We start from the raw sequence: 24,842 nt of genomic DNA on the forward strand, positions 1-24,842 counted from the left end.
AGGTTTTAAGGCAGCAGGTACATCAGGATGCAAAAGAAATGCAAGATGCTGCCTGCAAGGACGAACAGATGCCAGACGGCGTGGTGGTGAGGGAAACCTCGCCAGACGTAGAAGATCGTTCCTACGGTGTACATGAGGCCGCCCGCGACGAGCAGGTGGATGCCTTCGGCCGGGATGGCTTGAGTCAGCGCGCCCCAGGCAAGCACGATCAGCCAGCCCATCAGCAGGTAGAACAAAGTCGACATGAACAAGAACTTTTTGACGAAAAAGGCTTTGAACGCGACGCCGCCGAGCGCGATCGCCCAGACGATCCCGAACAAGGTCCAGCCGAGCGGGCCGCGGATCGCGGTCAGCATGAACGGCGTGTAGGTGCCTGCAATATATAAGTAGATCGAGGAATGGTCCATGAACTCGAAGAAATCTTTCACTTTGCCTTCCCTGAAGCTGTGCACCAACGTTGAACTCATATATAGAAGAAGCATCGTTACGCCGTACACGGTGAAGCTGACGACATGCCAGGCATTTCCTTTCAAGCTGGCAAAAACGATCAGCAGCACAAGTGCAGCAACGCTCAAAGCGGCTCCGATTCCGTGCGTGACCGCGTTGGCAACCTCTTCCCGACGGGAATACGTATGCGTGTTAGCCATATGGCCATCCCTCTCTTTCTTCATTCAGATCTGTTTTCCAATTGTTTCTGCAAAACCTGTCCGTTTTCACAACAATTGATTTCATTATAAACGTTCGGACGGCGCTTTACCAATTACAAACGTCATCTTTTCAGGAGGAATTTCGGACATTTTTTTGTTTACATAAAAAAACAGGCAAACCGCGCGATCGGAGTAAAGCTCCGCCGTCAGGTCGCCTGTCTTGCTGCATAGGCCGCGTTCGAAATCAGGTTCGCGCGGCCCGTATCAGGATTATCTTTTTTTATTGCTCGGACGGGTTGGATTCGCCGTCTTCGCCCTCGATCAGTTCTTCCTCGATCAGACCTGCGAACAAAGCATGCACGAACTGCTCGGAATCGAATTCCTGCAGGTCTTCCATTTTCTCCCCCAATCCCACCAATTTGACGGGAATGTTCAGCTCCTGACGGATCGCTACGACGATGCCGCCTTTGGCTGTACCGTCGAGCTTGGTCAGCACAAGGCCGGTTACGCCGCTTTTCTCGCCGAACAGTTTGGCTTGGCTGAGCGCGTTCTGTCCGGTCGTCGCGTCCAGCACCATCAATACTTCGTGCGGCGCGCCCGGAATTTCACGCTGGATAACTCGGAAGATTTTGTTCAGTTCGTCCATCAGATTGCTTTTGTTTTGCAGACGGCCGGCCGTATCGCAAATCAGGATATCGGCATTGCGCTGCTTGGCAGCCTGCACCGCGTCGTACATGACGGCCGCCGGATCGGAGCCGGGGCTTTGCTTGATCACTTCGACGCCCGTACGCGTGCCCCAAACTTCAAGCTGCTCGATCGCGCCCGCGCGGAACGTATCGCCCGCGGCGAGCAGCACCTTTTTGCCTTCGCTTTTAAACTTGTGTGCCAACTTGCCGATCGTCGTCGTCTTGCCCACGCCGTTGACGCCGACGAACAAAATAACGGTCGGTCCGTCTTGGCTCATGTTAAGCGAGTTATCCTGTTCGCCGCGCAGCAATTCGACCAGCTTCTCGGACAGCACCGGACGAAGCTCGCTGGCATCGTTCAAGCGGCGCTTTTTCACTTCCACGCGCAGTTCGTCGATCAATCCCATCACCGTATTGACGCCGACGTCCGCACCGATCAGAATTTCTTCCAACTCTTCGTAAAACTCTTCGTCGATCTTGCGTCTGCGAACCATCAGGTTGGATACGCGCTCGACGAAGCCTTTGCGCGTTTTTTCCAGACCGTCTTTGAACTGCTTGGTCACCGCGTCCGTTTTGCCCGCGATGCTTTCTTTTAATTTACGAAAAAAGCTCATGCTTCCCGTCCTCCAATCGTATATGAAACGTCAGGCAATCCCGACTTCTTCATCTTCCAAACGCACGGATACCAACTTGGATACGCCGCCTTCTTCCATGGTCACGCCATACAGCACGTCGGCTTCTTCCATCGTGCCTTTACGGTGGGTAACGACGATAAACTGCGTTTGCTCCGCGAACTCGCGCAAATACTGGGCAAACCGAACCACGTTCGCTTCATCCAGCGCCGCCTCCACTTCGTCGAGCACGCAGAACGGAACCGGCTTCACGTGCAGAATCGCGAATAACAAAGCCATCGCCGTCAATGCGCGTTCCCCCCCGGAAAGCAGTTGCAGATTTTGCAGCTTCTTCCCCGGAGGTTGGGCCACGATATCGATTCCGGTCTCCAGCAGATTGTCAGGATCGATCAATACCAGATCTGCTCGGCCGCCGCCGAACAGCTTGGAAAAGACCGTGCCGAACTGCCGGCGTATCGCATCGAACGTCGTCTTGAAGCGCTTGGACATCTCGTCGTCCATCTCGCGAATGACCAAGTACAGCTTGGCCTTGGCTTCCATCAGATCATTCTTCTGTTCATCCAGGAACGTATAACGTTCGCTTACGCGATCGTATTCCTCGATAGCGCCCAGATTCACTTCGCCGAGCAGCGTAATCTTGCGTTTGATTTCGCGCACATCGAGACGGGCCGCTTCCGGATCTTCCGGCAGCTCGTAACGCTGCTGCGCCGATTCGTAGCCGATTCCGTATTCCTCGGTCAGCTTTTGCAGCGTATTCTCCAGTTCTACGTCCAGCCGGGTCGCCTGGATTTCGGTATGGCGGATATTTTCTTCGACCGTCTTCAGCTCGCTGCGCTGCTTATGGGTCTCGCCTTCGCGTTCTTCCAGCTTGCGCTGGCGCTCCGCGCGTTCTCCGCGCTTTTCTTCGAGACGTTCCTGCGTCACGCTTTTCAGATCTTTGGCTTCCTGAAGTTCGCGCACGTGATTTTCCGCGTCTTTCCGATTCGCCGCCAACTCCGCTTCCGCTCCGCGAAGCATCTTCCGTCGGTCGGCTAGTTGGTTGGACACCGTTCCTGTTTCTTCGCCCAGACGGCTTAAGCGCTCTTCAAGCGAAGCCGTCTCCTGAACGAGACGGCTTTCGCGCACGCGCAGTTCGGTCAGGTGATCCTGAAGCTCTTCTTTGGCGGACTCGCTTGCTTTGCGCGCAAATTCCGCCGCTCCGATCGCCTGCCGGGTCGCGGCCTCTTCGGCTTCCAGCTCTTTGAGCTTTTCTTCCGCTTTTTTGCGGCTTTCGCCGGCGCTTTCCAGCTCTTCGTTATAACCGGAGCGTTCTTCGCCGTGCAGCGCGAACTGCTCGTTGACATGGCGCAGTCCGTGCTCGGTCTGCTTCAACTCGCCATCCAGCTGCTGCTGCTGCGCGCGCAAAGAATCGCCGCGCTCGCGAAGTTCCGTCAAACGCTGCTCGCTGGCTACGGCCAATTCGCCGTTTTCGCGTTCTTCGCGCGAAAGACGGGCAATCTCGCGTTCGCTTTCCTTGATCTCGCGCTCCAGCTGTTCCAACGCGCGTTTGCGACCCAATAAGCTGCCGCTGCGCCGATTTTGGCTGCCGCCCGTCATCGAACCGCCGGCATTCACCACGTCGCCTTCCAACGTTACCACGCGATAGCGGTAGTTCAAACGCGAAGCGATGCCGTTGGCATCCTCCAGCGTTTCGGCGACGACCAGACCGCCGAGCAGACTGCCTACGATATCGGCGTAACGCGCGTCCGCTTCCACCAGCTCGGCACCGATGCCGACAAAGCCTTGAGCGCCGGAAGCCGCACGTTTATCGCTTTCGGACATATGGCGGGGACGAATAACGTCCAACGGCAGGAATGTCGCTCGACCGAGCTGCCGCTGCTTCAGATAGCCGATCGCTTTACGCGATACCGCTTCATTTTCCATGACGACATGTTGAAGCGAAGCACCCAGCGCCGTTTCGATCGCCGTCTCTACCTTTTGCGGCACGGTAATCAATTCCGCGACGGCACCGTGCACGCCTTCAAGTTGATGACTTCTCGATGCTTTCAGCACTTCTTTGACGCCGATCATAAAGCCTTCGAAGTCTTCCTGCATCTCTTGCATCGTATCGCGTCTGGAAACGAGCGCTTCGCGCTTTTGTTCCCACTTGCGAGCCGAAGCCGAGCTGTCGGACGCCGTTTTTTGCAGCGTATGCAGCTTCTCGCTTTCTTCGATATACGAGCGGCGCAATACCGTGATATCCTCGGAAGCCTGATCCAATGCAGCTTTACGCTGTGCATGCTCTTCTTCAAGCCGCTTTTTCTCCGCTTCCCAGCGTCCGGATTCCTCGTCTACGCGGTTCATTCGCCGCATGACGCCTTCCTTTTGCTGGTCGGCATAGCGGATTTCGTTGCGGGTCTGCGCCATTTTGTTCATCAGCTCAAGCAGTTCGCCTTTCAGCGTTTCTTCTTGTTCATGGCTGATGCCTTCCGTCACGCCCGTCAACTTGGCTTGTTCGGCCGACAATTCGGTCTGCAAATGGGCAAGCTCCAAACGCGCCGCATCCAGCTTGTTTTGCACGAACAAGCTTTCCTGCTTGCGTTGATCGAAACGTTCGCCTTCATTCTCGATCGCTTCTTTCAACTGCTCGCGCGATTGCTCCAGGTTACGGCGCCGCTCTTCCAGCAGTTGAGCATAACCTTCCGACTTTTCGGAAAGTTCGCTGTAGCGAAGCAAACGACCTTGAAGCTCTTCGATTTCGTTCTCTACCGCGCGAAGAGCTTGACGGTCGCTTTCGAGCGTCCGATCATGTTCGTCCACGATAGCGGCCAATCGTTCGCGCTGCCGCTCAAGCTCCGCCAATTTTTCCGACGCGGCTGTCCAGGCTTCATGAATCTCGCCGATTTGGTAAACGAACAACGAAATTTCTTTGTCTTTCAGTTCTTCCTTCAGTTCTTTATAACGGCGAGCTTTCTCGGCTTGCGCTTTCAGCGGGCCGATCTGATCTTCCAGCTCCGTAACCAGATCGTGAATACGCAGCAGATTTTGCTCCGTGTCGGCCAGCTTGCGGTTCGCTTCCTTTTTGCGCGATTTATATTTGACGATGCCCGACGCCTCTTCGAAAATACCGCGGCGATCTTCCGAACGGGTACTCAGAATCTCTTCGATCCGACCTTGTCCGATGATCGAGTACGCTTCTTTGCCGATGCCCGTATCCATGAACAACTCCGTTATATCCTTCAAGCGGCAGGGCTGACGGTTAATCAGATACTCGCTGTCCCCGCTGCGATGGACGCGTCTCGTGACGGTGACCTCGGAAAAATCCAAAGGCAGCACGTGATCGGCGTTATCGAGCGTCAGCGAAACTTCGCCGTAGTTGACGGCTTTGCGCGCATCGCTTCCGGCAAAAATGATATCTTCCATCTTCCCGCCGCGCAAACTTTTCGCGCTTTGCTCCCCCAGTACCCAACGAATGCCGTCAGAAATATTACTCTTGCCGCTTCCGTTGGGACCGACGACCGCGGTAATGCCGCGGACGAATTCCATTTCCGTTTTGTCGGCGAACGATTTGAATCCGGCGAGTTCGATCCTTTTCAGATACATGACCGGCGCTCACCTCCCTTTATAGTGTTGATGTTTGGCTGACTATAGTTTTGATGCTTGGCTTGCTTACTTCGATTAGATGTAAGTTTATGCCTGTCTGAATCGCACTTGAAGCATGTGCGATTCAGACAGGCATAAACCATGATTTAGGCGAAGCAAGCTTCTACAACGCAAAAGAGCAAAAAGCGGCATAGGCTGATTCGGACGATTCCGACATAAAGCTTGCGGCCGCTCTTTGCTCTTCACTTGTATGACATGCTCTACAGTTTAAGCGTCTCCAGCGCCGCGGCCGCAGCTTGCTGCTCGGCTTCCTTCTTGGAACGTCCCGTTCCGCGCCCCAGGCTGCGTTCGCCCATGTAGACTTCGGACACGAATTCCCGCTCATGCGCCGGACCGCGTTCTTCCACGATCCGATATTCCAGCACGCCGAGATTATGGTGTTGGGTCAATTCCTGAAGTTCGGTCTTAAAGTCGCTCATTTGCAGCTTGCCGTCCCAGGCAACCTGCGGGAATACATTACGGTCGAGGAATCCCCGAACCGCTTCAAGCCCCTGGTCGAGATACAACGCGCCCACGAACGATTCGAACACGTCCGCAAGCAGCGCGGGACGACTGCGTCCGCCTGTCAGCTCCTCGCCTTTGCCAAGCAGCACGTAAGCACCGAAATTCAGCACCTCCGCGAACTTGACCAGTGAAGGCTCGCACACGATAGCGGCACGCAACTTGGTCAATTCCCCTTCGGGACGGCCAGGGAAACGATTGTAGAGAAATTCCGACACCGTCAGCTCTAGTACCGCGTCGCCCAAAAATTCGAGCCGCTCATTATCATGATGCTGACTGAACCGGTGTTCGTTGACATACGACGCATGCGTAAAAGCCTGTTTAAGCAGAGGCTTGTCCGCAAACTGGATTCCTAGTTTGTGCTGCAGTTGTTTCAGATCTCCGCTCAACGTTCCGGCTCCTTACGCTTCGAATTTTTTAAGAATGACGGAAGCGTTATGTCCGCCGAATCCGAACGAGTTGGACATCACTACGTTCAAGTTCGCTTTGCGAGCCACGTTAGGTACGTAGTCGAGATCGCACGCTTCGTCCTGATTGTCAATATTGATCGTCGGTGCCATGATCTGATTTTCCAGAGACAGGGCACAGATTACGGCTTCCACGCCGCCGGCTGCGCCGAGCAGGTGTCCGGTCATGGATTTGGTAGAGCTGACCGCAACTTTGCTTGCGTGTTCGCCGAGCGCTTTTTTGACCGCGGTCGTTTCCGACTTGTCGCCCGCCGGAGTCGATGTGCCGTGCGCGTTAATGTAATCCAGGTCTTCCGGTTGAAGACCCGCGCTTTTCAAAGCCATCGTCATGCAGCGAGCGGCGCCGTCCGGATCGGGATCGGTCATATGATGCGCGTCCGCGCTAAGACCGTAACCGACCACTTCCGCATAGATATGCGCGCCGCGGGCTTGAGCATGTTCCAGCGATTCCAAAACGAATACGCCCGCGCCTTCGCCCATTACGAATCCGTCGCGATCTTTGTCGAACGGACGGCTTGCTTTGGCCGGATCGTCATTGCGCGTGGACATGGCCCGCATCGCGCAGAATCCGGCCAGTCCCGTCGGACGAATCGTCGCTTCCGCGCCTCCGCAGATCATCGCGTCGGCATCGCCGCGCGCGATCAGCTTGAACGAATCGCCGATCGAGTGCGTGCCTGTCGCGCAAGCGGTCACGACCGATGTGTTAGGGCCTTTAGCACCCAATTTGATCGATACGTCGCCGGAACCCATGTTCGCGATCATCATCGGGATAAAGAACGGGCTGACCCGCTTCGGTCCCTTTTGCAACAATGTCGTAAACTGGTCTTCCCAAGTGCCCAGACCGCCGATACCCGAACCGACGATCACGCCGATACGTTCCGCTTCGATCGAATCGCCGATCTTCAATCCGCTATCTTGCAGGGCTTGCGCGGAGGCTGCATAAGCGAACTGCACATAGCGGTCCATCTTGCGCGCTTCCTTGCGTTCTACGTAGTCTTCGGGATTGAAGTCGTGAATCTCCGCGGCAATCTGCGTCGGATACTCGCTGACGTCGAAGCTCTCGATTTTCGAGATCCCCGATTTGCCCGCGAGCAAACTGTTCCAAAACGTTTCCACGTCCTTGCCGAGGGAAGTCACGACTCCCATACCGGTAACGACTACTCTATGTTGCTGCTCCATATGGGCCACCTCTATATTTGCGAGTTCCCGCTTGACGGGAAGTCTTATTATTGTTCCATAATGTAGGAGAAGTCCCGAGCCGGCTTCGTAAAAAGCACGGTGCGGGACCCTTAAACGTCCTTAGGTATGCGATTGTATGTAGCTTACAACGTCACCTACGGTCGTGATTTTCTCTGCGTCTTCGTCAGAGATCTCCAAGTCGAACTCGTCTTCAAGCTCCATTACCAATTCGACCACGTCGAGCGAGTCCGCTCCGAGATCTTCCTTGAAAGAAGCTGTTGGCGTAACTTCCGCTTCGTCGGCACCCAGGCGGTCCACGACGATGCGAGTTACGCGCTCCATTACATCAGACATCCGATTCACCTCCTCTTCAAATGGTATTATACGAGAAGCTTCGCCAAAATGCCACTGTTTACGGACCGGGCTTGCAAACAAACGTTTGTAACCCCATTTCCATCCAGCAGCTTGACCAAGTTAAATTTAGGGTTGCGTCCAGATGAAGCGTACCTAAAGCGTGCACGTTTCAGATGAACACAAACCTCTGATTAAGATTGGTCAAGCTACTAGGGTTTACATATACATGCCGCCGTCGACATGCAGGACTTGTCCTGTCATATACGAAGCGTCAGGCGAAACAAGGAAAGCAACGGCCGTCGCGACTTCCTCCGGACGGCCGAGACGATTCAGCGGAATTCCCGCAAGCAGTCCCGTCTTGATTTCTTCGGATAAAACATCCGTCATGTCGGTATCGATGAAGCCCGGCGCCACGCAGTTCACGGTGATGCCGCGGCTGCTGAACTCTCTCGCGCAGGACTTGGTCATGCCGATCACGCCCGCTTTTGCCGCCGTATAATTGACTTGACCGGCATTGCCGATCGCGCCGACGACCGAAGAAATATTGACGATCTTGCCGGAGCGCTGCTTCATCATCGGCCGCGTTACCGCCTTGATGCAGTTGAACACGCCTTTGAGATTCGTCTCGATCACGTCGTCGAATTCTTCTTCCTTCATGCGCATCACAAGGTTATCGCGAGTGATTCCCGCATTATTAATCAGGATATCCACGCTTCCGAACTCGGCGGCTACCGCTTTGACCAGTTCTTCCGCTTCCGCGCTTTTGCCTACATTGGCTTTGAACGCCGCGGCTTTTACGCCGAGTGCTTCCAGCTCGCGCACCACTTCCAGCGCGGAAGCTTCGTTGCCGGCGTAATTGACCGCCACGTTCGCTCCGCGGCGTCCCAGTTCGAGCGCGATCGCCCGACCGATTCCGCGCGAAGCGCCTGTAACCAGTGCATTTTGTCCTTTGATCGGCTGTTCCATATTCAATGCTAACCTCCTGTTCGGTCATTATCGCGCCGCTTAAGCCAGCGCTTCGGCCAAGCTGTCCGCGGCTGCCAGACTGTTCACGCTGAACACCTGTACGGATTTGTCGATTTTCTTGATCAGTCCCGCCAATACGCTGCCCGGTCCGATCTCGACGAAAGTATCCACGCCTTCGCTAATCAACCATTGTACGCTATCTTCCCACAGAACGGGGGAATAAACTTGGCTGATCAACGAGTCTCGTACCGCTTCCGCTCCATTGACCGGACGTGCCGTAACATTCGCGACAACCGGAAGACGTCCTTCATTGAAAGTCACGTCCGCAAGCTTCTCTCCAAGCTTTTCTGCCGCTTCTTTCATCAAGGAAGAATGGAAAGGCCCGCTAACTTCCAAAGCAATCGCGCGCTTCGCTCCGACTTCTTTGACGCGGGCGCTGAGCGCTTCCACGCCTTCTGACGAGCCCGACACCACAATCTGTCCGGGACAGTTGAGATTGGCCGGTTCCACGATCGTGCCTGCCGCCGAAATTTCGGCACACAGTTCCGCAAGCTTGCTGCGGTCTGCGCCAAGCACGGCCGCCATTGCGCCTTGCCCGCCCGGAACGGCCGCTTCCATGAATTGGCCGCGCGCACGCACGACCGCGACCGCGTCTTCGAAAGAAAGCACGCCAGCCGCTGCCAGGGCGCTGTATTCGCCCAAGCTGTGCCCCGCTGCATAGTCGGCTTCGATTCCTTTAGCCTGAACAGCTTGCAGCAAAGCAAGGCTTGCCGTCAACAACGCAGGCTGCGTATTGGCGGTTTGCTTCAGATCTTCGACCGGTCCGTCGAAGACAAGCTTGGTCAAATCGAATCCGAGCGTACGGTCCGCCGTATCGAACAGCGTTTTGGCATCCGGAAGTGCATCATAAGCATCGCGGGCCATGCCCACGCTCTGCGCACCCTGTCCGGGAAAAACAAATGCTATTTTGCCCATCGTGAATATTCCTCGTTTCTGTTGGAATCGCGCACCGTCTTTCGGGAAACCCAAATTGCGATATGCAGCCGATCAAGTCCTTTTACCCTATTACCAGATCAATGCAGCTCCGCCCCAAGTCAGGCCGCCGCCGAAGCCGACCATAACGACGCGGTCGCCTTCTTTGATGCGTCCTTGTTCGTAAGCTTCGACCAAAGCCAGCGGAATGGATGCTGCCGACGTATTGGCATATTTATCAACATTGATCATCACCCGATCTTCGGACAGATTCAAACGCTGCATCGCCGATTGGATAATGCGAATATTAGCTTGGTGCGGAATGAATAAATCGATATCGTCTTTGGTCATTTCGGCTTTGCGAAGCACTTCTTCCGTTGCAGTGCCCATGACGCGCACCGCAAACTTGAATACATCGCGGCCGTTCATGTAGATAAAGTGCTGTTTGGCGTCGACGGTCTCCGCAGAAGCAGGCAAACGCGAACCTCCGGCAGGCAGCTTGAGTTGATCGCCTCCTGCGCCTTCCGCTCCCAGATCGAACGATTGGAAGCCGCGACCTTGAGGAACTTCGCCCAGCACTACCGCGCCGGCTCCGTCGCCGAAAAGGACGCAAGTGTTGCGGTCCGTGTAGTCGGTAATACGCGACAACGTATCCGCACCGATGACCAGCGCGTTATTGTACATGCCGTTTTGGATAAATCCGGTTGCCGCCGCCAAGCTGTATACGAAGCCCGAGCATGCCGCGCTCAGATCGAACGCCGCCGCTTTTTTCGCGCCCAATTTATCTTGTAAAATGCAGGCTGTCGAAGGGAAAGAAGTGTCCGGCGTAATCGTAGCTACAATGATCAAGTCCAACTCTTCGGGCTTGATGCCCACCGAAGCCAGCGCTTTGATCGAAGCCTCGTAAGCCAGATCCGATGTCGCTTGTTCCGGCGCGGCGATATGGCGCTCGCGAATTCCGGTACGGCTGACAATCCATTCGTCGTTCGTCTCCACCATTTTTTCAAGCTCTGCATTATCCAAAATCCGCTCCGGCACGTACTTGCCCGCTCCGATCACGCCGACCGGCCGTAAGTTCTTCATTAATCCGTCACTCGCTTCCCGCTGATTTGCTCGTTTTCTTGTTCGTATGCCGCGTCTTGTTCATCTGTCTGTTTTTGCTCGCGCACCATGATTTGCATACTGCTGGAAATACTTGAAACCAGCTGGCTTTCCAATGCGATCTTGGCTTGACGCACAGCGTTTTTGATGGCTTCGGCGTCAGAAGACCCGTGCGCCTTGATGACCAACCCGTTCAGGCCGAGCAAGGGCGCGCCACCATGCTTTTTATAATCCATCTTCGATCTGAGGCCGCGAAGCTGAGGCATCACAAGCGCCGCGCCGATCTTAGCTTTGAATGAAGAAGTTAATTCCTGTTTCAATAATTTGAATACGGCTCCTGCCGTGCCTTCGAGTGCTTTGAGCAGGATATTTCCTGCAAAGCCGTCACACACAAGCACGTCGCAAACCCCGTCCAAAATGTCACGAGCTTCAACGTTGCCCACGAAGTTGATAGGCAGTTCGGAAATAAGCGGGAATGCGGCTTTCGTCAGCTCATTGCCTTTTCCCGGCTCCGTTCCCACATTGAGCAAGCCGACGCGAGGATTGGCGATGCCGTGTACTTTTTCGCGGTATAAGCTCCCCATCAGAGCATATTGCGCCAAATGTTCCGGCTTGGCATCCATGTTGGCTCCAAGATCAAGTGCCAATGTACCTTGCCCGCTTTCGTCGAGCGTCGGAATCATCGGCGCCAGCGCCGGGCGCTCCACGCCGTTCATTCGTCCGACGACGAGAAGTCCCGTTGTCATCAGGGCGCCGGTGTTGCCTGCCGAGATCATGGCGTCGGCTTCGCCTTCCTTGACCATGCGTCCCGCCACGACCATCGAAGCATCCTTTTTGCGGCGAACGGCCCGAACCGGTTCATCGTCGCCGGAGATGACTTCTCCAGCATGAACGATTTGCAGATTGGGCTTGCCTTCGCCGATCAGCGGCGCCAGCTTCGCTTCATCGCCGACCAGCTTGATCGTGACGTCGCTCCACTCGGCAGCCGCTTGCAATGCACCTGCCGCCGCACTATCCGGTGCATGGTCGCCGCCCATCGCGTCTATTGCAATAATCATTTCCGCGTCCTCCTTTTGACCGTATTACCGGTTCTTGTCGTCGGACCGGTAGATGATAAAGTTTCCTTGGAATACCATTTCTTCGCCGACATAGGACAGCACTTCAACCTTGGCTCTTCCCGCCTTGCCCGGACTGCTTCGGACATAAGCTTTGGCAATGCATTTCTCGCCGAGATGAATCGGCCTCACGAAGCGCAGGTCCGCGGATGCCGTCAGCGCGATCTCGTCGTTGATCACCGCAACCGCAAGCGAATTGGCCTGGGCAAAAATATGGTGTCCGCGCGCAATCTGCGTGCGGCTGAATACATGTTCGTCGCGAATTTCAAAGATCGAAATCCCGCTTCGGTCAAGCTGAAGATCAATAATGTCGCCGATGACTTCTTCCGCAGCCAGCGACCGCACTTGATCGTAAGACCGTTCCGCCATCAGCTTCATTCGCTCGCGAAGCTCGGGAATCCCGAGCTCCATCCGGTCGAGGCGAATCGTTTGGATGCTGACTTTAAGGCGGCGTGTCAGTTCCCGGTCAGTCACGAACGGATTCTCGTCGATCAACTCGACAAGTCTCTGTTGACGCTGACGTTTTGGTAAACGTTCGATGCCGGTCTCCTCCTTTGCCGGACGCCCGGGGCGTCCCAGATCCGCAAAGCGCCTAATGATAATGTGAGTAGCTTGACCGCTTAAGAGGTTAGGTTACGCCTCTCGAAAACCTTAGATTTGATGCGGTTAAGGTACTTATACCTTGTCAACGTTAGAAGTAAGGATTAAGAGTCGACAAGGTACTAAGTCCGATTATATGCGCCCGTTACCGGGCCGCTTCCCCTTTGAATCAGAGCTTCGCGAAGGCCGCGCAATCTTGTGCGCTTCTTATGTAGGTCCGCCGCGAAGACTTTTAGAACCTGGTACTAACCGCTAGTATAAATCATTCCGCCAAAAAAGGAAAGAGGGAACGAAAGCCGAAGCGTTCGTCCCCTCTTGTTCCAATATGAAAAGCAATGAAAAAAGCCCCGCCGAATGGCGAGGCTTCCTCAAGATCGACAAGCGATCATCGTTCGAGAATTATTGGGAAATAACTTCTCTGGACTTGTAAGTTCCGCAAACTTTGCATACGTGGTGAGCCAGTTTGAGCTCTCCGCATTGTTCGCACTTCACCATGCCCGGCACCGCCAGCTTGAAATGCGTGCGACGTTTGTCGCGGCGCGTTTTGGACGTTCTCCGTTGAGGTACTGCCATGTTTAACACCTCCTTATTCAAGTCAACCGGCCCGAAGGCCGGGTGCTGCTGCCCGATCACTCACGAGCTTACTTAAAGAAATCTTTGAGCCCGGCAAGCCGGGGGTCGATTACCGTATTGTCGCAGCCGCAGGCCGTCTCGTTCAGATTACTTCCGCACGTCTGGCAGAGTCCTTTGCAGTCCTCTTTGCACAGCGGCGCGCTCGGCATGCCCAGCGTCAAGTATTCTTCCAGATAAGGCGACAGCTCGATCACGTCGTCGTCCGCGAGGATCATGTCCTCGTCGTCTTCAAGGTCCGCTTCGTCTTCTTCACGCTGCTTGAATCGTTCCTCGAACGGAATATCCAATTCGATATGAGCCGTCTCCAGACAACGTGAGCAAACCATATCCAAATGTCCCGTAAGCGTTCCGCTCACGCCTACTGTTCCGTCGAGCGACGGCGAAGCCGTCAGTTCGGCCAAAACAGGAGAAGCGGAAATCACGTCCGTACGACCTTCGATCGTTCGTTCAATCGGCACATTGCCGCTCAACTGAACCGGTTCGCCGTTTTGAATCGTTCTGCGCAAGTGCAGACGCATATTCATCACTCCAAACAAACAAAGTTATTATATCGACTTAACTTCTGTTTTGTCAACAGTCAGTCAAGTATTTTTCATTTACGCCCTTTTCGGCGCGCGGCGCGGCTTGAAGAGTCTTTTCACCCTTTCGCCGAAGCTTTTGCACGTGTAAGCTAGGAGAAGCGCATGCTGATTACGGCTTTCCACTCAGCTCGCATCAACGGACAAACTGTGTCATCCGAAACCACAATGTTCGGCACTTTCGTTCGCGGCGTAAAAAAATATTCCGGGAAATCCCGGACGAAGGTTTATTCTACCACATAAATTCCATCTTGTTAAGAGAAAAGAGTTGATCTTTCATATGAAAACGGTCGGATTGATCGTTGAGTACAATCCGTTCCATAACGGACATCGACTGCATTTGCAGCGATCGCTCCAAACGGCAGGCGCAGAAGCTTCGATCGCCGTGATGAGCGGTCCTTTTACCCAGCGCGGCGAACCGGCGCTGCTGTCCAAGCGCGCTCGCGCGGAGATGGCTTTGGCGGCAGGGGTGGACCTGGTGATTGAGTTGCCGGTTCTTTACGCGCTTCAGCCCGCGGAATGGTTCGCCTTCGGCGCGGTAGCGCTGCTGGACGCCACAGGCGTCGCAGGCAGTATTTGTTTCGGCAGCGAGAGCGGCGAGGTCGCGCCGCTCGAAGAGCTTGCTGCGCGCATGCAGGGCGGCGAGTCGCCCGTCATGCAAGCGGCGCTGAAGCAGGCCCTGGCCGAGGGCCTGAGCTTTCCGGCCGCCTACGCGAAGGCGGCCTCGGAGCAGGGCGGCGGCGGATCGCAAGCCGCCTCCCTGCTGGGCAATCCGAACGATACGCTCGGATTGCATTACGTGCTGGCGCTGCGCCGCCTTGCCAGCACCATGGCGCCGCTCGCCGTGCGGCGCGAGCAGGCCGGCTACCACGATGCCGGCCTGCCCGCCGGCGGCGAAATCGCCAGCGCCACCGCCGTGCGCGCCGCGCTCGCGCGCGGAACCGGCGGCCTGGACGAAGCCGCCCCGTACCTCCCTGCGGGATCGCTGCGCGTGCTGCGCCGCGAAGCGGAGGCCGGCCGCATCCTGACGGCCGGCTGGGAGGCGCTGGCGCAGCCTCTGCTAGCCGCGCTGATCACGCGCGCGCCGGAAGAGCTCGCCCTCGTCCCCGAAGTCGCCGAGGGCCTGGAGCACCGCATCGCCGCCGCGCTGCCGCGCCTGCCCGTACCGGGCGTGGAGGCGCTGCTCGCCGCGATCAAGACCAAGCGCTACACGCGCACCCGTCTTCAGCGGCTGCTGGCGCACGCGCTGCTGAACCACGGCGGTCCCTTGTTCGGCCGCGACAGCCTCGCCCGGGGCCCGCAGTACATCCGCGTGCTCGGCTTCTCGCCGAAAGGCCGCGCCCTGCTCAAAACCATGAAAAAAACGGCCAAGCTTCCGATCGTCGTGCGGGCTGCGGATTTCGATCATCCGCAACTTCAGCTCGATATTCGGGCTTCTGCCGTTCATGCTTCCGCTTTTCCTTCTTCGCAGACCAAAGAGATGTACGCCGATTATTACGCGCCGCCGATCATTTTCGGCGATTCGGACAGCGACGGCCGCTAAAAGGCGACTTGAAATGATCGGCTGTTCGCTCCGCGCCGGATCAGACCGTCGTTTTTAGCCCAGTCCATGCGCCGGTCCCCGCTCAACCTGCATGCGTCAGACCCGATCGGGCAAGCTTGCTCAGGAGGCGATCACCTATAACGGATCGAGATGACGCTTAGAGTCGGCGAATCGTCGGCTTGCTTCGAACGCAAATCTCAAATTGGATTCGGCCAAGGTAAGGGGACCAGGACCGATCATGCGGACAATAAACGCATGCCCGCCTTTATTCTTCATATTCGACTTCTAACGTTTATCCGGCAGCGTTTGAATATCATTCAACGCGTCTTCCAACGTTTTCACAGGGACGAGCCGCATCTGGCCGCCGGTCTCGTCCAGTTTCTTTTTCGCCGCTTCATAATTGCCTTCCGGCACGAAAAAGACCTCTGCCCCTTTTCGCTCGGCCGCTACGATCTTATGCTGGACGCCGCCGATTTCTCCCACGGTGCCGTCGGATTTGATCGTGCCCGTACCCGCGATTAGATAGCCCCGCGTCAAATCTCCCGGCGTCAGCTGATTGTAAATCTCCAACGTAAACATCAAGCCTGCCGACGGCCCGCCTACTTGGGTCTGCGTGAACTCCACTTCGTCGGCCGGATTGTCCGGGTCGATGCGCAGCACTTCCCCCGTCGACACGCCGAACCCCGAACGGGTCGTCCCGTCGCCGTTCGGAATATCCACAAGCTTCACGCGCTGTTCAACCGTCTTACCGCCGCGTTCCAGCGATACGGCGACGGCATCGCCGGCGGAACGGCCTTCCAGCAGCTTGCGCAGATCCTCCAGCGTAGCCACGGCTTGACCGTCCACTTCCGTAATCTTATCCCCCGCCACGAATTCCTTCTGCTGCGGGTCTTGATCGGGCACGGTGGTGATAAAGACGTATTCCGTCTCCACGTCGAAAGCAACGCCCGCTTCCCGGTACGCTGCCGCAATCGCCGAGGATTGGGAAGAATTCATATAATATTGTTGCGTAATGCGGTATTCGTCGTCGTCTTGGTCTTTGTTGCGTTCGCCGATATCCGCATTGTCGTCGAATAACGACATTCCGAGCAAAGCCAGGTTCGCATAGGTCACGGATACGGTCGTCATCATGAACGTTCCCAGCTCTTCCGTGTCAGCGCCCGCTACGCGAACCATAGGCTTGACATCGTCCGCGCTGCCGGGTCGTTCGATCGTGTACGACGTCGGCATGTAGACCACGACATAAACCAGCAAGGCAAGACACAGCAAATAAGCCAGAGTCCGAATCCGCGGCAGTCTGGAACGCAGCATAACGGTCGTTCATCTCCTTTACGTGAAGGCGGTCATTCCCCGTGCAATTTGGCTTTCAAGGCCGCGCGAACCTCAGGCGTAACCAATTCGCTCACGTCGCCGTCGAATTGGGCAATTTCCTTGACCACGCTGGAACTGAGATACGAATAGATCGGATTGGTCATCATGAAAATGGTCTCCACATTCTCGTTCAGCTTCCGGTTCGTAGTCGCAATCTGAAGCTCGTATTCGAAGTCCGTTACCGAACGCACGCCGCGTACGACGACCTGCGCTTTTTTCTGATCCACGTAGTTGACAAGCAAATCGCGGAATACGTCAACTTCGACATTCGGCAGATCCGCCGTCGCTTGACGCAGCAGCTCCGCCCGCTCTTCGACGCTGAATAACGGCTTTTTGCTCAAATTGTTGAGGACCGCCACAATCAGTCGGTCATACTGCTTGGCTGCCCGGTGGATAATATCCATATGCCCGAGCGTCACCGGATCAAAGCTGCCCGGATAGACCGCAATGCGTTCGATTTTCTTCTCTTGTTCCATCAGGCTTCCGAATCCTCCTCCGCGGAATCTTCCTGCTCCTCCGCATCTTTTTGCGGTTCCCAATCATAGATGGAAACGGCCGTGTCTCCATATACGGCTTTGCGTCTCAAGCTGAACGAACCGAAGGCTTCCGGATATTCATGCGACGATTCGTATTCCAACACGATCACCGCACCCGGCTGCAGCAGACCGGATTCTTCCATCCGAAGCAGGAGTTCATCGCCGTTTTTCATCCGGTAAGGCGGGTCAAGGAACACCAAGTCGAACGCGGTATCCCGTTTGGCCAACACTTTTAGCGCACGCTCCGCGTCGTTTCGATAGACCTCGGACTGTTTTTCGAATCCGGTTGCTTTTAAATTCGCGCGTACCACTTCGATACTTTTTGCGTCTGCGTCAACGAAAATCGCTCGTTCCGCTCCCCGGCTCAGCGACTCGATCGCCAACCCTCCGGTTCCCGCGAACAAATCAAGCGCGACTCCTCCATCGAAAAAGGGGCCGATCATGCTGAAAATGGCTTCTTTGACTTTATCCGTAGTCGGACGCGTTCCCTTGCCCGGTACGGCTTTAAGCGGTCTTCCTTTGGCTTCTCCCGCTACAACTCTCACTCGTGAAATCCTCCCGTTTCTACTCATGCTGTGCCTTAGTGGCTCCGTATCGCTTTAATCTTACCTTAATTCGAGACAAGATCACGAATATCGGCTTGTCTCATCGTAACACAACGAGGCGGCGAGGAAAACGATGCGAATCGGCTTTGAAAGCCGATCAGCAAGACCTACAAAAAAAGCTGCCCAGCCTCCCGCAGGAGCCGTGCAGCCTTCTTGTTCGCTCGTTTTTAGATCGATTGCGGTCTGAACACATGCATCGGCTGCCCCTGCGCCCCCGGGCGGCAAACGAACAAAGCACCGGTCAGCGGCAGCTTGGCCCGATCTTCGTCCGAGACTCCGTCGGCAGCCGTCGTGATATACAGCTCCCTGTAATCCGTTCCGCCGAAAGCGCAGCTTGTCACGTTCTGAGCCGGAACCATGATCTCTTCGAGCTTCAAGCCTGCTACCGGGTCCCACTTGCTGACGCGGCCGCCTCCGTAGTGGGCGATCCACAGATTGCCGTCGGCGTCTACCGTCATGCCGTCCGGCCAGCCTTCTTCCTCTTCGAACGAAACCACGGTACGTCCTGCTCCGAGCGTTCCTTTTTCCACGTCGAATTCGAAAGCTTGTACTTTGCTCGTGCCCGTATCGATGTAATACATCACCGTGCCGTCCGGGCTCCAGCCCAAGCCGTTGGACGTCGAGACGTCGCCGAAAATATGCCGGACGGACAAATCCCCTTCCAAACAGTAGAAATTGCCCTGCTTCTCTTTGCCGACCAGACTCATGGTACCCGCCCAGAAGCGTCCGGCAGCATCGCATTTCCCGTCGTTGAAGCGATTGTCTTCCCGATTTTCGGGATCATGGATCGGCGTCGTTGCGCGCGCATCCAAATCATAATAGGCAAAACCGCTCTCCAGCGCCAGCACAACCTTGCGATCGGAAAAGCCGACTGCGGCTCCTGCGCGTTCCGGCAGCTCGTAGACCTCTTCGCGACCGTCGCCCGGATAATAAAAACGCAGCTGTTTTCCTTCAATATCCACCCACATCAAAGCTTGTTTGTCTTCCAGCCAGCAAGGTCCCTCGCCGAGCACCGCTCGATAATCGGATGCCGGTTGCAGCTGGATGTCCTTCAATTCATGCATAAGAATGCCCCTTCCGTGTCGGAAATTTGGTTTGCGTTCGACGTCGTTATTTTCGTTCCCATTCAAAATCCAGCGCATTCAGCAGCCCGCGCGCCAATACCATGCTGCCCGCCGTGTTCGGATGCACATGATCCCAACCGTTCGACAACGAAGACTGGATGACATGATGCCCCATCCGATCGAACGCCGCCTGGGTATCGACCAATTCGGCGCCGTAATCGCCGGCCAGACGCTTGATCACGGCCCCGTACCGATCCATCCGTGAACGCATGGGATCTTCCTGCCCGGTCATGTAGTACGGCGTCATCAAGATCAAGCCTTTGAGTCCGGGTTGAACGGCATCCAGCAGTTCCCGCAGCGTCGCCTCGTACTCTTCCGGCGTAATGAAAGATTGCATGGCTTCCGGCGTATCGAACTGCCGCCAGACGTCGTTGATTCCGATCATGATCGACAGCCAATCCGGCTTCAGATCCAGCACATCGGTTTGCCAACGGCTTTTCAAGTCACGTACGGTATTACCCCCGACGCCCGCATTTAGCACAAGCGTGTTCAATTCCGGGTAACCGGTACGCAGCAGCGCGTCCACCAATGCGGCGTAACCGTTTCCGAGACCGTTTCCGTAACCGATCGGGTAAGCGCGACCCGCGTCGGTAACCGAATCTCCGATCAGCAGCAGTTTGTCATTCGTATTCAATTTCATGAAAAAGTTCATCTCCCGATTCGCGTACTTCGCGTGTAATGAAACAAGAATTCGCGGTTTACTCTGTTTATTCCTGTTGCTTTGCATGTTTTATTGATGAATTTTCTGTTGCGACGTTCAATGCAGCATACGAAATTGTTCGGGAGTCACTCCCTCTTGCTTCCGGAATGTGGCAACAAAGTGGCTGGCATCGCGAAAGCCGACCAGACCCGATACTTCTTTGACCGTCATGCGCGGATGCAGCGTCATCATTTCCTTGGCTTTGCGCAGACGCAGCAGTATCAGGTACGCATAGGCAGTCATTCCGAAGGCCTGTTTGAACAACGTATTGAGATGGCGCGGCGTGATATCGGCCCGGTATGCCATATCCTCGAGTCCGATATCTGCATCCGCATAATAACGATCCAGAAATTCCAGCACAGGCGTCAGGCGGCGGACCGAATTCGAAAGCGAAGGAAGACGATTGACGCGGCCGTCTTTTTTTAGCAAAGTCAAAAACCGATAGACCTCCACGGAGACGCTGAGACCTGAAATATCGCGTTCGCTGCTCATTCGATTCAACAATCCGGGCACAAAGGCTCCCATCTCTGCCGCTTCGTCCCAACCGTAATAAGAAGAAACAGGCAAGCCCAATGTCCCGAGAATGCCTCCTGCCTGCGCTCCGCCGAATGTCATATAATACGTCTGCCATTTTCCTTCCAACGGTCGATACTCGTGCGCCTCGCCCGGCAGCAGCAGAATTCCCGATCCGCCTTCCATCACGTACTTCGCTCCGCCCATCGTAAATTCGCCTTTGCCGCCTACCGTTTGCAGCCAATGATAACAGTTGTAACCGTTCGGCCGAACAAATGCTTCTTGATCCGGATTATAGCCGACGCTCTCCATGTACAGAGGCAGCGGCTGGTCTTTGAACTCCGTAAAATATCGTCTGTGCGCGCTATGCATCGCCGTATCCCCTTCAGAACCGAATATTTCTTTTTTCTTATACTCTCGTCCCTTTTTATTATATTTTATAATATTAAGGGTTAGATTAATATAGACTTATTCTTATATGTTGAGGTGATTTTTAATGATCAGCAATAAACTTCCCAAAATCTTTTACGGCGGCGACTACAATCCGGAACAGTGGGACCCTGAGACGCATCAAGAAGACCTTCGCATGTTCAAACTGGCCGGCATCGACATCGCGACAGTCAACGTATTCGCTTGGGCACTGAACCAACCGAACGAGACCGCCTACAACTTCGAATGGTTGGACGAACTGATCGACAGCTTGCATGCAAACGGTACTTACGTCTGCCTCGCGACCAGCACGGCAGCCCACCCGGCATGGATGGCCAAGCGTTACCCGGACGTTTTGCGCACCGACGCGGACGGACGCAAGCGCAAATTCGGCGGTCGTCACAACTCCTGTCCGAACAGCCCCACTTACCGCAAATTTTCGAAAGCGATTGCAGGGAAACTGGCCGAGCGTTACAAAGACCATCCGGCCGTTCTGGTCTGGCACGTATCCAACGAATACGGCGGCGACTGTTATTGCGAAAACTGCGAAAAGGCTTTCCGTGTATGGCTGCGCGAACGTTACAATACGATCGAGCAATTGAACCGGGCCTGGAACACCAACTTCTGGGGCCATACGTTCTATGATTGGGACGAAATCGTCGTACCGAACAATTTAAGCGAGCATTGGGGCGACAACAACTCGACTTTCCAAGGCATCTCGCTCGACTACTCCCGTTTCAATTCCGACAGCATGCTGGAATGCTACAAATTGGAGCATGCCGAGATCAAAAAGCATGTTCCCGATTCGGTCGTCACGACCAATTTGATGGGATTTTTCAAGCAGTTGGATTATTTCAAATGGGCAAAAGAAATGGATATCGTTTCTTGGGACAACTATCCGGGTTTGCAAACGCCTGTTAGCTACACAGCCATGGCCCATGATCTGATGCGCGGCCTTAAAGACGGCGATCCATTCATGTTAATGGAGCAAACGCCGAGCCAACAGAACTGGCAGCCGTATAACTCCCTGAAGCGTCCGGGCGTGATGCGCTTGTGGAGCTACCAGGCGGTCGCGCACGGCGCGGATACCGTCATGTTCTTCCAGCTGCGCCGCTCGGTGGGTGCCTGCGAGAAATACCACGGTGCCGTGATCGAGCACGTCGGCCACGAAAACACCCGCGTCTTCCGCGAGGTATCAGAACTGGGACGCGAGCTCGGGGAACTGGGAGAACGTCTGCTCGACTCCCGCCTGCCTTCGCGCGTCGGCATCCTGTTCGATTGGGAAAACTGGTGGGCCGTCGAAAAATCCAGCGGACCTACCGTGGCATTGAACTATGTAGACCAAATCCACAAATACTATAAGTCTTTCTACGACCGCAACGTTCAAGCGGATATCGTCAGCGTCGATTCCGACTTCTCCAACTACGATATCATCGTGGCGCCTGTCCTTTATATGGTGAAGCCGGGCCTTGCGGATAAGCTGGAAAGCTTCGTCCAAGAAGGCGGCACGTTCCTGACGACCTTCTTCAGCGGAATCGTGGACGAATCCGACCTGGTCAAAACGGGCGGGTATCCGGGCGAACTGCGCAAGCTGCTGGGCATCTGGGCGGAAGAGATCGACGCCCTGTTCCCCGATATGCGCAACAAGATCGTATTGAACGGCGAGATCGGCAGCCTCAAAGGCGAATACGAATGCGGCATGCTGTGCGATCTGCTGCATACGGAAGGCGCCGAGACGCTGGCCGAATACGGCGACGATTTCTACAAAGGCATGCCGGTGTTGACCCGCAATTCGTTCGGCAAAGGCCAGGCTTACTACGTCGCTTCCGATCCGGAACAAGCTTTCTTGAACGGCCTGCTGGAGCAGCTGTGCGAGGATAAAGGCATCCAACCGCTGCTGAATACGCCGCAGGGAGTCGAAGTGACCAAACGCGTGAAAGACGGCGAAGAATTCCTTTTCGTGATGAACCACAACGCCGAAGCGTCGATTTATGAACTGGGCGGCAATTACGTCAATCTGCTGAACGGCGACTCCTTAAAGGGATCAACCGAAATTGCGGGACGCGACGTGCAGATTTTAAGTCCCGCGAAGTAGCGCTTACCTAAACATAAACAAATTTCCGCCAAAATCAACACAGCCCGCGTACCGAAATATCGGTTACGCGGGCTTTTTTTTCGCCGTCGGTCTTTTACATTCAGAAAAAAGGAATTCCGGAGACTGCAAAAACGATCATTAAAACCGCGAACAAAACGATAAAGATCGCAACGCCGAGAATCAATTCAACCGCTAACGCTTTCCAGGCCGAAAATCCATGTGCTTCCCCGATCGCGTGCAGCGTCACGATGAATAACCAAAATCCCGATGCCGATTCGATAAACAGCACGACGGCCAATAGCGTGCTTCGCATAGAGTCGGCATCCAAATTCGGCGTAGCCGCGGTAAATAATTCCGTGCCCGCGATCAGCAGTTCCGGAATCAACAGCATGGCCAACAAAATGCTTGCCCGGGAGGAAATCTGACCGATGACGACTCTCATATCCTCCGTCGATCCTTCGCCTCCGAACCAACTGCCGACCCATCTCAGGAAAAATGCACCGACGTAATAGCCGAGCAGTCCTGCTATGCCGCCCGTAAGAACGGCTCGAACGACCAACACCGGCATGGAAGATTCGTCTCCCCAATTGCCCCCCGAAGCGGTATTGAACGCGCTGAGCACACCCGCGATCACGGACAGCAGCAAAGCATTTTTCAACGGATCGCCCGAATGCAGGAACCACCTCGTCACCTGCCTCGGATGCAGCCATAATTCCAACCAGGGCGAACGCCCGTCGCGCGCATGCGAACGATCCGAATTCGCGCTTTTTTCTTCCATGATCGAGTCCTCCTTTCTTCATCGCATGGACATGCGTTCAAGGTTATCCGGTTTAAAATCCGAACGCGCCGAATGCCGCGCCGAACGTCAAAGCGATAACCAAGATGACAATGAAGACCAAAAGGAACACGCAGAAGCCCAAAATCACGAACATCAGCAAAGCCTTCCATGCGGAAAAACGATGGGCTTCGCCCGCGGCGTGCAAAATCGCCACGAACGACCAAGCGCTGAACGCGAATTCCAACAGGACGAATAACAGATACAGCAAAGTACGCGGCATGCTTGCGTCCAGATTCGGAGTTAAATACGTAAAGTTTTCCATGCCTGCGATCAGCAGTTCCGGAATCCAGAACAGCCCCACCATAATACCCAGCATCCCGCTGATCCGGCCGCTTACGATCCGCATGTCCCGCGTCGATCCGACTCCGCCAAGCCAGCCGCCCACCAGTTTCATCAACCAAGCCCCGATATAGTAAGTCGCCAGGCCGCCGATCAGGCCGCCCAACAATACCGAGACGGCCAAGCTGCCGGCGCTCATGACGTCGCCCGAATTCCGGGTAGACGCCGTATTCAAAGCATTGAACACGCCGGCGATCAAAGCCAGCAGCAGAGCGCCGCGTAGAGGATCGGACGACCGCATGAAATCGCGCGTCACCTGTCTCGGATGAATCCATACGCGCAGCCAAGGCGACAACCCGCCCCGCGCCCGGTCTTCTTCCCGACGACTGCCGTGTTGCTCGCCCGGCGATTTGCCGTACGGATCATTCGGCTGACGGCCGTAACGATTTTCTTCGTTCGGCTCGTCGCGATAAGACCCTTGGCCGTAAGCGCCGTGCCCGTCCGACCGCGGATTTCGGTTTTGCGATTCGTCGCGCCCGAACAACCCGCCTTCTTTTTGCCCGGCGCCGTTTCGGCCGCCTTCGTTTCCGTTATCTCCATGTCTTCCGTCCATCTTCCAACCCCACCGTTTCTTTGTCTGATCGGGTACTCGTCACCCGTTTTGCGCGTTTTTCCGCGACGTTCGAAATCATGCGTGACCTTTGCCTCCAAAGCATGAACGATTCGTTCGAAGCAA

23 protein-coding genes are annotated in these 24,842 nt (G+C 55.4%); 2 read left to right on the forward strand and 21 right to left on the reverse strand.

Annotated features, from left to right (window positions below; all coding sequences use genetic code 11):
- Positions 1–5: 5 nt before the first annotated feature.
- From trhA to HRQ63_RS06610, 13 genes are all read right to left on the reverse strand, one after another.
- Entirely contained in the window at positions 6–647 is a 642-nt protein-coding gene (gene trhA / locus HRQ63_RS06550; protein WP_172240957.1) for a PAQR family membrane homeostasis protein TrhA, read from the reverse strand.
- 280 nt (positions 648–927) lie between these two features.
- Positions 928–1,947, reverse strand: a complete 1,020-nt coding sequence (ftsY, locus tag HRQ63_RS06555) for a signal recognition particle-docking protein FtsY (RefSeq protein WP_172240960.1) — start codon at positions 1,945–1,947, stop codon at positions 928–930.
- 30 nt (positions 1,948–1,977) lie between these two features.
- Positions 1,978–5,547: a chromosome segregation protein SMC gene (smc, locus tag HRQ63_RS06560; RefSeq protein WP_172240963.1), complete on the reverse strand. Its 3,570-nt coding sequence runs from the start codon at positions 5,545–5,547 to the stop codon at positions 1,978–1,980.
- A gap of 260 nt (positions 5,548–5,807) precedes the next feature.
- Positions 5,808–6,497 carry a ribonuclease III gene (gene rnc / locus HRQ63_RS06565; RefSeq protein ID WP_172240966.1) on the reverse strand — a complete coding sequence of 230 codons (690 nt, stop codon included), beginning with the start codon at positions 6,495–6,497 and terminating at the stop codon, positions 5,808–5,810.
- Between the two features lie 12 nt (positions 6,498–6,509).
- On the reverse strand, positions 6,510–7,754 hold the full coding sequence (fabF, locus tag HRQ63_RS06570) for a beta-ketoacyl-ACP synthase II (RefSeq protein ID WP_172240969.1): 1,245 nt from the start codon (positions 7,752–7,754) through the stop codon (positions 6,510–6,512).
- Positions 7,755–7,874: 120 nt separating this feature from the next.
- Complete coding sequence (gene acpP, locus HRQ63_RS06575) at positions 7,875–8,108, reverse strand: acyl carrier protein (RefSeq protein WP_037282458.1); 234 nt, start codon at positions 8,106–8,108, stop codon at positions 7,875–7,877.
- A 216-nt stretch (positions 8,109–8,324) separates the two neighbouring features.
- Positions 8,325–9,074, reverse strand: a complete 750-nt coding sequence (fabG, locus tag HRQ63_RS06580) for a 3-oxoacyl-[acyl-carrier-protein] reductase (protein ID WP_172243327.1) — start codon at positions 9,072–9,074, stop codon at positions 8,325–8,327.
- 39 nt (positions 9,075–9,113) lie between these two features.
- Complete coding sequence (gene fabD, locus HRQ63_RS06585) at positions 9,114–10,049, reverse strand: ACP S-malonyltransferase (protein ID WP_172240972.1); 936 nt, start codon at positions 10,047–10,049, stop codon at positions 9,114–9,116.
- Positions 10,050–10,139: 90 nt separating this feature from the next.
- Positions 10,140–11,129, reverse strand: coding sequence for a beta-ketoacyl-ACP synthase III (locus tag HRQ63_RS06590; protein WP_172240975.1), 990 nt, complete (start codon positions 11,127–11,129; stop codon positions 10,140–10,142).
- Positions 11,129–12,205, reverse strand: coding sequence for a phosphate acyltransferase PlsX (plsX, locus tag HRQ63_RS06595; RefSeq protein WP_229714263.1), 1,077 nt, complete (start codon positions 12,203–12,205; stop codon positions 11,129–11,131). Before plsX ends, HRQ63_RS06590 begins: the two co-directional genes overlap by 1 nt.
- A 24-nt stretch (positions 12,206–12,229) precedes the next feature.
- The gene (gene fapR / locus HRQ63_RS06600; RefSeq protein ID WP_037282468.1) at positions 12,230–12,802 is read right to left on the reverse strand and encodes a transcription factor FapR; all 573 of its coding nucleotides are present in this window, start codon (positions 12,800–12,802) and stop codon (positions 12,230–12,232) included.
- A 459-nt stretch (positions 12,803–13,261) separates the two neighbouring features.
- Positions 13,262–13,435, reverse strand: a complete 174-nt coding sequence (rpmF, locus tag HRQ63_RS06605; protein ID WP_018975076.1) for a 50S ribosomal protein L32 — start codon at positions 13,433–13,435, stop codon at positions 13,262–13,264.
- 68 nt (positions 13,436–13,503) lie between these two features.
- A complete protein-coding gene (locus HRQ63_RS06610) occupies positions 13,504–14,013 on the reverse strand; it encodes a YceD family protein (RefSeq protein WP_172240978.1) in 510 nt (169 codons plus the stop codon).
- Positions 14,014–14,353: 340 nt separating this feature from the next.
- Between HRQ63_RS06610 and HRQ63_RS06615 the strand changes: the two genes are divergently transcribed.
- Positions 14,354–15,616: a nucleotidyltransferase gene (locus HRQ63_RS06615; protein ID WP_172240981.1), complete on the forward strand. Its 1,263-nt coding sequence runs from the start codon at positions 14,354–14,356 to the stop codon at positions 15,614–15,616.
- A 285-nt stretch (positions 15,617–15,901) separates the two neighbouring features.
- On the opposite strand, the gene HRQ63_RS06620 is transcribed toward HRQ63_RS06615, so the two are convergent.
- The 6 genes from HRQ63_RS06620 to HRQ63_RS06645 all read right to left on the reverse strand — a co-directional run bounded on the left by HRQ63_RS06620 (position 15,902) and on the right by HRQ63_RS06645 (position 20,837).
- Complete coding sequence (locus HRQ63_RS06620; RefSeq protein ID WP_172240984.1) at positions 15,902–16,927, reverse strand: SepM family pheromone-processing serine protease; 1,026 nt, start codon at positions 16,925–16,927, stop codon at positions 15,902–15,904.
- Between the two features lie 32 nt (positions 16,928–16,959).
- Positions 16,960–17,463, reverse strand: a complete 504-nt coding sequence (gene coaD, locus HRQ63_RS06625; RefSeq protein ID WP_037282478.1) for a pantetheine-phosphate adenylyltransferase — start codon at positions 17,461–17,463, stop codon at positions 16,960–16,962.
- Positions 17,463–18,068: a 16S rRNA (guanine(966)-N(2))-methyltransferase RsmD gene (gene rsmD, locus HRQ63_RS06630; RefSeq protein ID WP_172240987.1), complete on the reverse strand. Its 606-nt coding sequence runs from the start codon at positions 18,066–18,068 to the stop codon at positions 17,463–17,465. Before rsmD ends, coaD begins: the two co-directional genes overlap by 1 nt.
- Before the next feature lie 227 nt (positions 18,069–18,295).
- Positions 18,296–19,192 carry an SMP-30/gluconolactonase/LRE family protein gene (locus HRQ63_RS06635; protein ID WP_172240990.1) on the reverse strand — a complete coding sequence of 299 codons (897 nt, stop codon included), beginning with the start codon at positions 19,190–19,192 and terminating at the stop codon, positions 18,296–18,298.
- 46 nt (positions 19,193–19,238) lie between these two features.
- Entirely contained in the window at positions 19,239–19,892 is a 654-nt protein-coding gene (locus HRQ63_RS06640) for an SGNH/GDSL hydrolase family protein (protein WP_172240993.1), read from the reverse strand.
- A 117-nt stretch (positions 19,893–20,009) separates the two neighbouring features.
- Positions 20,010–20,837, reverse strand: coding sequence for an AraC family transcriptional regulator (locus HRQ63_RS06645; RefSeq protein ID WP_172240996.1), 828 nt, complete (start codon positions 20,835–20,837; stop codon positions 20,010–20,012).
- Positions 20,838–20,961: 124 nt separating this feature from the next.
- Here HRQ63_RS06645 and HRQ63_RS06650 point away from each other — a divergent pair, with 124 nt between their 5' ends.
- Entirely contained in the window at positions 20,962–22,989 is a 2,028-nt protein-coding gene (locus HRQ63_RS06650) for a beta-galactosidase (protein WP_172240999.1), read from the forward strand.
- Positions 22,990–23,089: 100 nt separating this feature from the next.
- Here the strand turns inward: HRQ63_RS06650 and HRQ63_RS06655 are convergent, their stop codons facing one another.
- Together HRQ63_RS06655 and HRQ63_RS06660 are read right to left on the reverse strand one after the other, a co-directional pair.
- The gene (locus HRQ63_RS06655) at positions 23,090–23,767 is read right to left on the reverse strand and encodes a YIP1 family protein (protein WP_172241002.1); all 678 of its coding nucleotides are present in this window, start codon (positions 23,765–23,767) and stop codon (positions 23,090–23,092) included.
- A gap of 52 nt (positions 23,768–23,819) precedes the next feature.
- A complete protein-coding gene (locus HRQ63_RS06660; protein WP_172241005.1) occupies positions 23,820–24,719 on the reverse strand; it encodes a Yip1 family protein in 900 nt (299 codons plus the stop codon).
- Between the last annotated feature and the right edge of the window lie 123 nt (positions 24,720–24,842).

The sequence above is a fragment of the Saccharibacillus endophyticus genome (assembly GCF_013185185.1).
Lineage (GTDB): Bacteria > Bacillota > Bacilli > Paenibacillales > Paenibacillaceae > Saccharibacillus > Saccharibacillus endophyticus.

Bases quoted from the DNA above. Each gene is read 5' to 3' on its own strand.
- HRQ63_RS06660 (WP_172241005.1), bottom strand. From the start codon at position 24,719: ATGGACGGAAGACATGGAGATAACGGAAACGAAGGCGGCCGAAACGGC.
- fabG (WP_172243327.1), bottom strand. From the start codon at position 9,074: ATGGAACAGCCGATCAAAGGACAAAATGCACTGGTTACAGGCGCTTCG.
- HRQ63_RS06645 (WP_172240996.1), bottom strand. From the start codon at position 20,837: ATGCATAGCGCGCACAGACGATATTTTACGGAGTTCAAAGACCAGCCG.
- HRQ63_RS06640 (WP_172240993.1), bottom strand. From the start codon at position 19,892: ATGAAATTGAATACGAATGACAAACTGCTGCTGATCGGAGATTCGGTT.
- rpmF (WP_018975076.1), bottom strand. From the start codon at position 13,435: ATGGCAGTACCTCAACGGAGAACGTCCAAAACGCGCCGCGACAAACGT.
- acpP (WP_037282458.1), bottom strand. From the start codon at position 8,108: ATGTCTGATGTAATGGAGCGCGTAACTCGCATCGTCGTGGACCGCCTG.
- HRQ63_RS06610 (WP_172240978.1), bottom strand. From the start codon at position 14,013: ATGCGTCTGCACTTGCGCAGAACGATTCAAAACGGCGAACCGGTTCAG.
- smc (WP_172240963.1), bottom strand. From the start codon at position 5,547: ATGTATCTGAAAAGGATCGAACTCGCCGGATTCAAATCGTTCGCCGAC.
- HRQ63_RS06635 (WP_172240990.1), bottom strand. From the start codon at position 19,192: ATGCATGAATTGAAGGACATCCAGCTGCAACCGGCATCCGATTATCGA.
- HRQ63_RS06615 (WP_172240981.1), top strand. From the start codon at position 14,354: ATGAAAACGGTCGGATTGATCGTTGAGTACAATCCGTTCCATAACGGA.
- HRQ63_RS06620 (WP_172240984.1), bottom strand. From the start codon at position 16,927: ATGCTGCGTTCCAGACTGCCGCGGATTCGGACTCTGGCTTATTTGCTG.
- coaD (WP_037282478.1), bottom strand. From the start codon at position 17,463: ATGGAACAAGAGAAGAAAATCGAACGCATTGCGGTCTATCCGGGCAGC.
- HRQ63_RS06655 (WP_172241002.1), bottom strand. From the start codon at position 23,767: ATGGAAGAAAAAAGCGCGAATTCGGATCGTTCGCATGCGCGCGACGGG.
- trhA (WP_172240957.1), bottom strand. From the start codon at position 647: ATGGCTAACACGCATACGTATTCCCGTCGGGAAGAGGTTGCCAACGCG.
- fabD (WP_172240972.1), bottom strand. From the start codon at position 10,049: ATGGGCAAAATAGCATTTGTTTTTCCCGGACAGGGTGCGCAGAGCGTG.
- HRQ63_RS06650 (WP_172240999.1), top strand. From the start codon at position 20,962: ATGATCAGCAATAAACTTCCCAAAATCTTTTACGGCGGCGACTACAAT.
- fabF (WP_172240969.1), bottom strand. From the start codon at position 7,754: ATGGAGCAGCAACATAGAGTAGTCGTTACCGGTATGGGAGTCGTGACT.
- HRQ63_RS06590 (WP_172240975.1), bottom strand. From the start codon at position 11,129: ATGAAGAACTTACGGCCGGTCGGCGTGATCGGAGCGGGCAAGTACGTG.
- ftsY (WP_172240960.1), bottom strand. From the start codon at position 1,947: ATGAGCTTTTTTCGTAAATTAAAAGAAAGCATCGCGGGCAAAACGGAC.
- plsX (WP_229714263.1), bottom strand. From the start codon at position 12,205: ATGATTATTGCAATAGACGCGATGGGCGGCGACCATGCACCGGATAGT.